Annotated in this window: 7 protein-coding genes; 6 read left to right on the forward strand and 1 reads right to left on the reverse strand. The window is 39.9% G+C overall.

Annotated features, from left to right (window positions below; all coding sequences use genetic code 11):
- Positions 1-681: carboxypeptidase-like regulatory domain-containing protein (locus Q8907_07170; protein ID MDP4274041.1), on the reverse strand; the 681-nt coding region annotated here is incomplete at its 3' end.
- A 386-nt stretch (positions 682-1067) separates the two neighbouring features.
- Between Q8907_07170 and Q8907_07175 the strand changes: the two genes are divergently transcribed.
- The 6 genes from Q8907_07175 (at position 1068) to Q8907_07200 (ending at position 11211) form a co-directional block, all read left to right on the forward strand.
- Complete coding sequence (locus Q8907_07175; GenBank protein ID MDP4274042.1) at positions 1068-2114, forward strand: LacI family DNA-binding transcriptional regulator; 1047 nt, start codon at positions 1068-1070, stop codon at positions 2112-2114.
- 367 nt (positions 2115-2481) lie between these two features.
- Entirely contained in the window at positions 2482-3804 is a 1323-nt protein-coding gene (locus tag Q8907_07180) for an MFS transporter (protein MDP4274043.1), read from the forward strand.
- A 19-nt stretch (positions 3805-3823) separates the two neighbouring features.
- Positions 3824-4477, forward strand: coding sequence for a beta-phosphoglucomutase (gene pgmB, locus Q8907_07185; protein MDP4274044.1), 654 nt, complete (start codon positions 3824-3826; stop codon positions 4475-4477).
- A gap of 36 nt (positions 4478-4513) precedes the next feature.
- Positions 4514-6838 (forward strand): glycoside hydrolase family 65 protein, encoded by a 2325-nt coding sequence (locus tag Q8907_07190; protein MDP4274045.1) that lies wholly within the window; start codon positions 4514-4516, stop codon positions 6836-6838.
- A gap of 29 nt (positions 6839-6867) precedes the next feature.
- Positions 6868-8715, forward strand: coding sequence for a glycoside hydrolase family 13 protein (locus tag Q8907_07195; protein MDP4274046.1), 1848 nt, complete (start codon positions 6868-6870; stop codon positions 8713-8715).
- A gap of 39 nt (positions 8716-8754) precedes the next feature.
- Positions 8755-11211: a glycoside hydrolase family 31 protein gene (locus Q8907_07200; GenBank protein MDP4274047.1), complete on the forward strand. Its 2457-nt coding sequence runs from the start codon at positions 8755-8757 to the stop codon at positions 11209-11211.
- Positions 11212-11420: the final 209 nt, after the last annotated feature.

Here is an 11420-nt window from a genome sequence, read left to right on the forward strand (position 1 = left end):
ATAAATTGCGGTTGCCGAAGCATCTTTTAAAACAGTAAAAGTTTCTATATCATTTGGATTAATAAAGGTTAAAAAATTGGAACTGCCGTTAATATTAGTATTGTCAATAGGCATACCATCGACAATAATCAAGGGGTCATTAGAAGCATTTAATGAAGAACCGCCCCTGATCCGGATGGTGGCTCCGCTGCCGGGTTGGCCGCTTGCAGTTGTGATGACCACACCTGCTGCTTTACCAACCAGCAAATCTTGTGGAGAGGTTATTGCGCCGCGGTTGAAATCCTTGGAATCAACGGCTGTGACCGAGCCGGTTGCATCGGATTTTTTAACCGTACCATAACCAATAACCACTACTTCTTGCAGGCTGGAGGAAGTAGGTTCCAGGGTTACATTAATAATTCCGGCGTTTTCGACCATTTTTTGTTCCGTCTTATAACCCATATAGGAGAATAAAAGAACAGAGTTTTTGGGCGCTTTAATATTGTAGTTGCCATTAATATCCGTGGTCGCTCCTCTTGTTGTACCCTGGATAACCACATTTACGCCAGGCAAGGCTTCTTTTGATGAACCATCAGTCACCTGTCCCTGAATCTGTACTTCCTGTGCCAAAACCTGCCAGGAAGCCATCATCCATAAACACAAAATAGGGATGATTCGAATTAATTTTAAATTTCGTTTCATAATAAGAATTTAGTTAGTAATAAGGAATTAATTTTTCAATACATGCATCAATCACGAAACAAGATTGAATTTTTTTTCTTTTCTTTTTTTAGGTTTCTCTTTTAGCCAAAGAACGATTAAAATCTGAACGAAATTTACGAAGGTTTTTTAAATATTATCCTGATGAAAGTCTACATTTTACAGGCATTTTGGGATATTTTTAGTGCAAACGAAACCGCAAACGTTTGCGAATCCGTTTGCATCAAAAATCGTATGTTGTAAAACATAAAAAATATTTAATTTCTATATGTTAATGGAAAAATATTTAATTTAAATAATTATAAATTCTCTTAACAGTACTAGGTTTTTTATTTATTTTATTATTTTTACTGTAAATAATTACTACGATGAAGATACATCAGGTAACCATAAAGGATATTGCAAATATTCTGGGTATTTCGATTTCGACCGTTTCCCGTGCTTTAAAAAACCATCCTGATATCAGTGAAGAAACAAAAAACCAGGTAAAAGAATTGGCTGTTAAATTGAATTATGAGCCCAATGCATTGGCATTGAACCTAAGGCGTTGCAGGACCAATACGATTGGCGTAATCATTCCTGAAATCGTTCATCATTTCTTTTCTTCTGTTATAAGCGGAATTGAGGATGTTGCCTACGACAGGGGGTACAATGTGATGGTTTGCCAGTCAAACGAAAGTTATGAACGCGAAAAGATAAATGCCCAGGCCTTATTGCTTAACCGCGTTGACGGTGTCCTGGTATCTGTTTCAAAGAATTCTTATAATTTTGATCATATCCGGGCTTTTGTAAACCAGGGCATCCCTTTGGTTTTTTTTGACAGGATTTGTCCGGAAATAATTGCAGATCGTGTTATTATTAATGATGAAGGCGGTGCTTTTATGGCTACCGAACATCTAATTTCATTGGGCTGTAAAAATATTGCCCATTTTTCTGCTCCTCAAAATTTGCTGATCGGTCAGGACAGATGTGCCGGTTATCAACGTGCCTTAAAACGCTATAATATTCCTTATAATCCTGACCTTATATTACATTGCGATACCAGTGAAGATGCTTTCGAGAAAACGGAGAAGTTTTTAAAAATTAATCCTTCTGTAGATGCTGTTTTTGCAGTCAATGACTCAACAGCCATTGCAGCCATGAAGGTGATTCAAAGAATGGGGAAGAAAGTGCCTAATGATATTGCTGTTATCGGTTTTGGTGATGGCCCCAATACGGAAATTGTTTCGCCTACGCTTTCTACCATAGAACAAAAAGGGACGGAAATGGGCACAGAAGCCATACGGTTACTTCTGAACCGTATAGAAAATGAGATCCCTGCAGACAGTTTTCAAACCAAAGTACTTACGCCCATCCTCATGAAAAGGGAATCGACCCTGACCAAGGTTGATCTTTCGCAAACGTTTGAAATCTGATTGTCTGATAGTTGTGGAAATTTATTTTTTAAAATCCTTTTTTTATTAAAAAATCCTTTTATATATTTGCTTCATCAATCACGAATTCTAAGTTTAGTTCATAATTTTTCTCTTCGACCGGCTGGTGAGTTTTATACTCATGTTTCTGTATAGTCGGTTTGCTTTTCTCTTTTATCCATAGGTAGAATTTTATTTGTTAATCTTTGCTTGTTGAGTCGTTTTCTGATGTCAGCAGGTTCATCATGATTTATTCATTTTACTTTTTATGCTTTTATTATGAAACGTACCTGTTTGCGAATAAACGCAAAACGCGAATAAAAATAGCAAACATGGAGTTCCATACGACATCTTAAATAATTTATTACGTATGAAAATACAACAACCTAAATTACGCTTTTGGCAGATTTGGAATATGACATTTGGCTTTCTTGGGGTCCAAATAGGCTATTCGTTGCAGAACGGCAATACCAGCCGAATACTTTCAGCCTTAGGTGCTGATGTTTCCCACTTGGGCTATTTCTGGCTTGCGGCTCCAATTGCCGGTTTGATTGTCCAACCCATTATAGGCCTTTCCAGTGATAAAACCTGGACACGCCTAGGCCGAAGAATTCCTTTCATTTTTGGCGGGGCTATTATTTCAGTACTGGCCATGTTTTTCATGCCTAATTCGGAGTTCTTTGCCTATCTGTTGCCCCCCATGTTTTTTGGCGCTTTTATGTTGTTGTTTATGGATACCTCTTTTAATGTAACCATGCAGCCATTCAGGGCACTGGTGGGAGATATGTTGCCCGATGAACAGCGAAACAAAGGTTATTCCGTCCAGAGTTTTCTGATTAATACCGGTGCTGTGGTTGGTTCTCTGTTGCCTTTCGTACTGACCTGGCTGGGTGTTCATAATACTCCGGCTCCAGGCCATAAGGTTGCCCCGACTGTGATCTGGGCATTTTATTTCGGCGGCGCTGTTCTGTTGTTAACTGTTTTATGGACTGTTTTTACAACTAAGGAATATCCTCCCGAAGAATTCGAAAAATATCATGAAGTTACTGTTGAAGAAAAATCGCATACTTCCTTGATTAGCCTGATTAAAGATATTCCGGTTACCATGTGGCGTCTGGCAATTGTCCAGTTCTTTTCATGGTTCTCGCTGTTTCTGATGTGGGTTTATACTACTTCAGGTGTTGCCCAGAATGTATGGCATACTGCTCCCAATGACTCTGTCTCTGCTGCTTTCAATGAGGCTGGCAACTGGGTGGGTGTTATTTTCTCATTATATAGCCTCTTTGCAGCTCTTTTCTCTATTGTCATGGGCAATCTGGCTGATAAATTTGGAAGAAAAACCATCTATATGATTGCTTTGTGGCTAGGAGGACTTGGACTGTTGTCCATGGTATTCATTCATAACCAGTATGGATTGATTGCTTCCATGGTAGGTGTAGGCATTGGCTGGGCTGCTATTCTGGCTATGCCTTATGCAATTCTTTCGGCTTCTTTGCCGGCCAGTAAAATGGGCGTGTATATGGGACTGTTTAATGCTACGGTGACAATCCCTCAGATTGCTGCTGGATTATTGGGCGGACTTATTCTTTCACTTTTGGGCGGACATGCAATTACTATGCTGGGAGTAGCCGGTATATCTATGTTTATTGCCGGATTCACAGTCGTTTTCATTAAGGAAGTAAAACAACAATAATTTAATTATCGAAGTAACAATGGAAATCAAAGCATGTATATTCGATTTGGACGGTGTTATTGTTGATACTGCCAAATACCATTTCATTGCATGGCGGGAGCTTGCCCATGAACTGGGTTTTAATTTTACTGAGAAAGACAATGAACGGTTGAAAGGAGTATCCCGTATGCGTTCACTTGATATACTTCTTGAAGTAGGCGGAAAATCTTTTGATGAACAAACAAAACTGAAACTTGCAGCAAAGAAAAACGACATCTACGTATCCTATATCCAAAAAATGACTCCTTCAGAGATATTACCGGGCGTAAGGGAATTTATTGACGATCTAAGGGCAAACCATGTACGGACTGCCCTGGGGTCAGCCAGTAAAAACGCAGGTACCGTACTCGACCGGTTAAATATCTCCTCATTTTTTGATGCTATTATTGATGGCAATAAAGTTCAGCATGCAAAGCCTAATCCCGAAATTTTTCTTCTGGGTGCTAAAGAATTGGGTATATCCCCTGAAAACTGCGTTGTTTTTGAAGACGCGGAAGTGGGCATTGAAGCAGCTCTTGCTGGCGGTATGGGGGCTATCGGTGTGGGTAGTCCCGAAATTCTTGGCAAAGCCAATGGCGTTATTCCTGGTTTTGCACTTTTTTCATTTCAAAAACTCAAGGCAATTTTTAATTAACTGTACTTAAGGTAAGGAAAGTTAAAATTTAAGGTTATGAATAAATATCTTAAAAGTGACGAATGGTGCATAATCGAAGAGGGCTTTAATCCTGTTAACCACAAATGTTCTGAAAGCATTTTCAGTCTGGGAAACGGACACATGGGACAAAGAGCCAATTTCGAGGAACAATATAGTGGAAAAACATTACAGGGTAGTTATATCGCGGGGGTTTATTATCCCGATAAAACAAAAGTCGGCTGGTGGAAAAATGGTTATCCCGAGTATTTTGCCAAGGTACTCAATTCCCCCAACTGGATAGGAATTGATGTCCGGTTAAATAATGTCCATCTTGACCTGGCAAAGTGCAAGGTCGAAAATTTCAGGCGGGTTTTGAACATGAAGGAAGGCTTTTTGGAACGAAGCTTTATTGCTGTCTTTCATGATGGTAATAAACTTAAGGTAGAAACCAAGCGGTTTCTGAGCAGGGCGCTTCCTGAAGTCGGAGCTATCCGTTATACAGTAACTCCTTTGAATTTTGATGGCGAAATTATTTTCACACCTTATATTGACGGGGATGTGAAAAATGAAGATTCCAACTACAATGAAAAATTTTGGAATATCATTAAAAGCCAGTCCGTAAAGAATGAAGCATATTTGTTATGTCAGACGAAAAAACTTGATTTTCAGGTTGGATTTGGAATGAAATTCCGAACAGAGATAAATGGAAAACCTTGTAATCAGGTCCCTACAAATGAAGAAAGCCCAAAGTATGCCGGATGTTCAATAAAAATTCAGGCTGTACAGAACGATGTCATTACTTTATATAAGTATGCTGCAGTGCTTTCTTCTCTGGATCATCCTGCTGATAAGCTTTTAGATCTTACCGGGGAAAGGGTTAATGAAGCTTTTTCTGCTGGTTTTGAGACTTTGTTTGAGACTCATAAGAATAAGTGGGCTCAAATATGGGAACATAGCGATATCCAAATTAAAGGAGATATTGAAGCCCAACAGGGCATACGTTTCAATATCTTTCAGCTGAATCAAACTTATACGGGTGAGGACGAGCGTTTGAATATAGGGCCTAAAGGCTTTACCGGCGAGAAATACGGAGGAAGTACTTACTGGGATACCGAAGCCTACTGTATCCCTTTCTTCCTTTCGACAGCTTCTCCTAAGGTGACCCGAAATTTATTGATTTATCGTTATAAACACCTTCAAAAGGCAATTGAAAATGCCCAAAAGCTGGGTTTTACCGGTGGCGCTGCTTTATATCCCATGGTAACCATGAATGGTGAAGAGTGTCATAACGAATGGGAAATTACTTTCGAGGAAATTCACCGGAATGGGGCTATTGCTTTCGCAATTTACAATTATATCCGTTATACAGGCGATGAACATTATCTGGCCGAATATGGTCTGGAAGTCCTTATTGGCATTTCCCGTTTTTGGAGTCAGCGGGCTACTTTTTCAGAAGTAAAAAAACAGTATGTTATTTTAGGTGTTACTGGCCCGAATGAGTATGAAAATAATGTGAACAACAACTGGTACACCAATACCCTGGCCAAATGGTGTATGGAATATACCATTGAGGCTATTAAAAAGGTGATATCTATTGATCCTAAACGATTTAATGAAATTGTTCAAAAGACCAAATTGCAGGAAAACAGCGAAGTTCAAAAATGGAAGAAGATTGCTGATAACATGTATTTTCCGTATGAATCCAATTTGAAGATTTTCCTGCAACAGGAAGGATACATGGAAAAGGAACAGATTCTGGTCAAAGATCTCGATGCAGGAAACAGGCCAATCAACCAGCGCTGGTCGTGGGACAGGATTTTACGTTCCTGTTTTATCAAACAGGCAGATGTGCTGCAGGGGATTTATCTGTTTGAAGACAAGTACGATACTGATTTTATCAGGCGTCATTTTGATTTCTATGAACCCCGCACAGTTCATGAATCTTCATTGTCTCCCTGCGTTCATTCCATTGTGGCTGCCCGTATAGGCCGCATAGAAAAAGCTTATGAATTATACCTGCGCACTTCCCGCCTGGACCTGGACGATTATAATAACGAAGTCCATGAAGGTCTTCATATCACCAGCATGGCCGGAACCTGGATGTCCATTGTTGAAGGTTTTGGCGGTAAACGGGTGAAAGATGATAAATTATACCTTTATCCCCTGATTCCTGAACAGTGGAATGAATATTCATTCTCCCTTGTATTTCGCAATAAAGATATACAAGTAGCTGTCAATAAGGAATTTGTAAATTTGTCGATTAAAGGCGATTCTGAATTAACAGTTAATGTTTATAACAAAGATGTGCATCTATCGCCTGAAAAGTTGGTGAAGATACCCACTCTGGCGACAAGAGTTTAATATAAACGCTAAAATTTAAATTATTGTTCATGAAAAAAATAATTTCATTTTTATTTGTCTCATTTTTCTTTTATTCAACAACCCTCGTTTTTGCAACGGGTAAAATCACCCTGAACAGGATGGAACCTGCCAGTTGGTGGATCGGAATGAAGAACCCCAGTCTTCAGCTTTTGGTTTACGGGAATGACATCGGCCTTACTGATGCCAAAATAAATATCCCGGGAGTAACCCTTAAAGGGACTGAAAAAGTTGAAAATAAAAATTACCTGTTTGTTGATTTGGTTATCAGCGATCAGGCTGTTCCGGGAAATTATCCCATAGAATTTATCAAAGACGGGAAGAAAGTTTTAAAAGCTTTTTTCCAACTAAATAACCGTGGAAATAATTCGGCTCAGCGAAAGAGTTATGATGCTTCGGATGTGATGTATCTTCTGATGCCCGACCGTTTTTCGAATGGCAATCCGAACAATGATTCCATGAAAGGTATGTACGAAAAAGCCAATCTTTCTGATCCCAATGGCCGACACGGCGGTGATATTCAGGGAATAATCAATCATCTGGATTATTTAAAGAATTCGGGATTTTCGGCCTTGTGGATTACCCCGCTTCTGGAAGATAATATGCAGAACTATTCCTATCATACTTATGCAATTACCGATTTTTACCGGATTGACCCCCGGTTTGGGACAAATGCAGATTATGCCCGGCTTGCCGATGAAATGCACCAACGCGGCATGAAATTGGTTATGGATGTAGTGACCAACCATTGTGGTTCGAACCATTACTGGATGGCTGATTTGCCCACAAAAGACTGGGTGCATCAGTTTAAAAATTATACACATTGCAATTTCAGGATTCCGTCTGTTTACGATCCTTATGCTTCGGAAGCTGACCGGAATCTGAATTTTAACGGTTGGTTCGATACCACGATGCCTGATCTTAACCAGGACAATCCTTATCTCTTAACTTATCTGACCCAAAATACCATCTGGTGGGTTGAATATGCCGGATTAGACGGTTTGCGGATTGATACACATCCCTATAATAGCACCAAGTCCTTACCGCGTCTTGTAAAGGCTGTTCGTGAAGAATATCCCAATATTAATATAGTCGGGGAAAATACTATTCATACTTCACAGGAAATGGCATATTGGCAGACAGGTTCTAAAAATTATGACGGTTACGATTCTCAACTGCCTTCTGTAATGGATTTCCCTCTGCAGGATATTTATGCATCCAGTTTTGATGGCTGGTTGGAAGGATTTTACAACCATTTTGCCCTGGATTATATCGTCCCTGATCCAAATAATTTGCTGGTTTTTACTGAAAATCATGACACTCAGCGTTTTGATGAAATCATCAGTAATGATATCGCGAAATACAAGATGGCTTACACGGTACTGTTTACCATCAGAGGGATACCTCAGTTTTATACCGGTTCCGAAATCATGATGAGGGGCGATAAATTGAAGGGTGATGGATATGCCCGTCTGGATTTTCCGGGTGGTTGGCCCAATGATACCCGCAATGCTTTTACCGAAGAAGGCAGAACACCACAGGAAAATGAATCTTATCATTTTATTTATAAACTGCTGAACTGGCGGAAGGCAAATCCGGTCATTTTTTACGGTAAAACCATGCAGTTTGCCCCACAGGACAATATTTACGTCTATTTCAGGTATAATGATGCTAAAACCGTTATGGTAATCCTCAATGGTAATTCCCAAGCTGAAAATCTGGATACCCAACGTTTTGCAGAACGTATGAAAGAATTTACTTCAGGTTATGACATAATCTCTGAAAAGAAGATTAATGATTTATCTGTTATTAATGTTCCTGCTAAAACTTCAATGATTATTGAACTAAGTAAGAATTAAGGCTTTTAAATTATTTTCAGGATTATAAAATTGACATAGATGAATAAATTTTTTCACTTCATCATACTGGAGATCCTATTTGCTTTTACCGTAGATGCTCAGGTTTCTTTAAATAAATCGCTGGGAAACTGCAGGAAGATTGAAGTCTCACAGAATATTTTCACATTTCACACGGACAATGGCCTGGCAGAGGCCATTGTTTATTCTCCGGATGTCATCAGAATCCGGGTGGAAAAGGAAAATTTCACCAAAACATTTAGTTATGCTGTGGTCGCAGATCCACAGAAATGTAAAGTTAAGACAGAAGACACGCCTGATCAGTATGTTATTGAAACTGATTCTGTTGTTCTGAAAGTTCAGAAGAAACCTTTGCGTTTTGTTTTTTATAATCTCAAAGGCGAACTGATCAATTCCGATGATCTGGCATTCGGTACTTCCTGGCTGGGCGAGGAAGTTACTACCTACAAGGCTTTACAGCCGGATGAACGGTTTATCGGTCTGGGCGAACATGGCGGAAATCTCGACCGCAGGGGCGAATCCTACATTAACTGGAACACCGACAATCCCGGTTACAACAACGAGAGCTCAAGCCTTTATTCTACTATTCCTTTTTATATCGGGTTGCACGGGAATACCTGTTATGGCATCTTCCTGGATAATTCTTCAAGGACGGTTTTTAATTTCGGCGCAGGGAACAATCGCTTCGCTTCTTTCTCGGCTGATTGCGGAGAAATGAATTATTATTTCATATATCATACCGATGTTCGTAAAATTATTGAATCATATACCTGGCTTACCGGGCGTATGCCCATGCCTCCATTGTGGTCTCTGGGTTTTCAGCAATGCCGTTATAGCTATTTTCCGCAGGCTGATGTCCTATCTACTGCCGCTAAGTTCAGGGAAAGGAATATCCCGGTTGACATGATCTACCTGGATATTCATTATATGGATCATTATAAACTTTTTACCTGGGATAAGGAAAAATTTCCTGAGCCTTCAAAAATGATCGGTGAGTTGAAAAATATGAATTTTCATACAGCGCTGATTATTGATCCGGGTGTGAAGGTTGAAGAGGGTTATCCGGTATATCAGGATGGTTTGAAATCTGATATTTTCATTAAGTATCCGGATGGTTCCCGTTATCAGGGTTGTGTATGGCCCGGATGGTGCAATTTCCCTGACTTCACCATGCCAAAAGCAAGGGAATGGTGGGGAAAATGGGTAAAAACTTATGCCGATCAGGGTGTCACCGGCTTCTGGAATGATATGAACGAAATCGCTGCCTGGGGTAAGGATGTCCCACTTTTGTTGGAACTGAACTGGGAAGGGAAAAAGACTTCTTACCGGGAAGGTAAAAATGTTTTTGGCCTGGAAATGGCCAGAAGTTCTTATGAAGGGGCTAAAAAATACATGAACGGTAACCGTCCGTTTGTACTTACGCGTTCCGGCTACTCAGGACTTCAGCGCTATACGGCAATCTGGACCGGCGATAACCAATCCAACGACGACCACATGTTATTGGGTGTGCGCCTGATTAACAGCCTGGGCTTGAGCGGGGTTACTTTTGCGGGCATGGATATTGGCGGGTATAGCGGTAATCCGGCATCCGGATTATATACCCGCTGGATGGAAATAGGTTCATTTTTACCCATGTTCAGGGCACATACGGCTGTTTATACCAATCGTGCCGAACCCTGGGCATTTGGAGAAATTTCAGAGGATATTGTCCGGCGTTATATTGGTTTCCGTTATCAATTGATGCCCTATCTTTATTCATCATTTTATGAATCCACTCAGAATGGTATGCCGGTAGTGCGTTCCCTGGCAATAGATTATTCTTCCGATGAAAAAATCTTTGATTCTTCGTTCCAGCAGCAATATCTTTTCGGGCCTGCTATTTTGGTGGCACCTGTAAAAAGCACGGAGGCATTGGCAAAGGTTTATCTTCCCAGGGGAAAGTGGTTTGATCTGTTTTCCGACAAGGTTTATGAGGGCAGTCAGCCCGTGTTAACCGAATCTCCGGAAGAAAAGCTGCCTTTATTTATTAAAGCAGGTAGTATTATTCCCATGCAGAAATTGGTTGAATCTACTGCCGATAATGCTGGCGATACATTAAATATTCATTTGTACAAGGGCGATGATGAGGCTAATCATTTCGTTTATTATGAGGATAATGGACAAACCTATGATTACCAGAAAGGTGGTTTCTACAAACGGTCAATCAGCTACAATCCGGAACAGAGTACCCTTGAATTTGGCGGGAAAGAAGGAAATTATGCTTCCAAATTTAAGGTGATCCGCTTGATTTTACATGGGTTTGATGGATTTCAAAAAGCAGAAGTTGATGGGAAGCACCTTGATCTTTTGCAAAATAAAATCCGTTTTTTTGACAGTCATTTCACGTTTGCCGATTATGGCCCTGATGACACCAAAGAGGTGCTGACTGTTTCCTTTGAAAATAAAAATGGAAATATGAGTGTGAAAATATTGAAATGATAGTTATCTCATAGTTGTTAGAGAATAATGAAGATTATTAGTTGGGAAGTATAAAGTATTTAAGTTTCGCAAGTAGTATAAAGGGGTTATAACAGATTTCTCTGTGGCACTCTGTGTTAAAACTCTGTGGTTCTCTGTGTAATAAATCGATTCAATAACACAGAGGTACACAGAGAAGACACAGAGGAATTTTTCTCATTATTTCTATG

This window comes from Bacteroidota bacterium (assembly GCA_030706565.1).
Lineage (GTDB): Bacteria > Bacteroidota > Bacteroidia > Bacteroidales > JAUZOH01 > JAUZOH01.

Coding starts and splice junctions, on each gene's coding strand:
- Q8907_07180 (MDP4274043.1), top strand. CDS start 2,482: ATGAAAATACAACAACCTAAATTACGCTTTTGGCAGATTTGGAATATG.
- pgmB (MDP4274044.1), top strand. CDS start 3,824: ATGGAAATCAAAGCATGTATATTCGATTTGGACGGTGTTATTGTTGAT.
- Q8907_07195 (MDP4274046.1), top strand. CDS start 6,868: ATGAAAAAAATAATTTCATTTTTATTTGTCTCATTTTTCTTTTATTCA.
- Q8907_07175 (MDP4274042.1), top strand. CDS start 1,068: ATGAAGATACATCAGGTAACCATAAAGGATATTGCAAATATTCTGGGT.
- Q8907_07190 (MDP4274045.1), top strand. CDS start 4,514: ATGAATAAATATCTTAAAAGTGACGAATGGTGCATAATCGAAGAGGGC.
- Q8907_07200 (MDP4274047.1), top strand. CDS start 8,755: ATGAATAAATTTTTTCACTTCATCATACTGGAGATCCTATTTGCTTTT.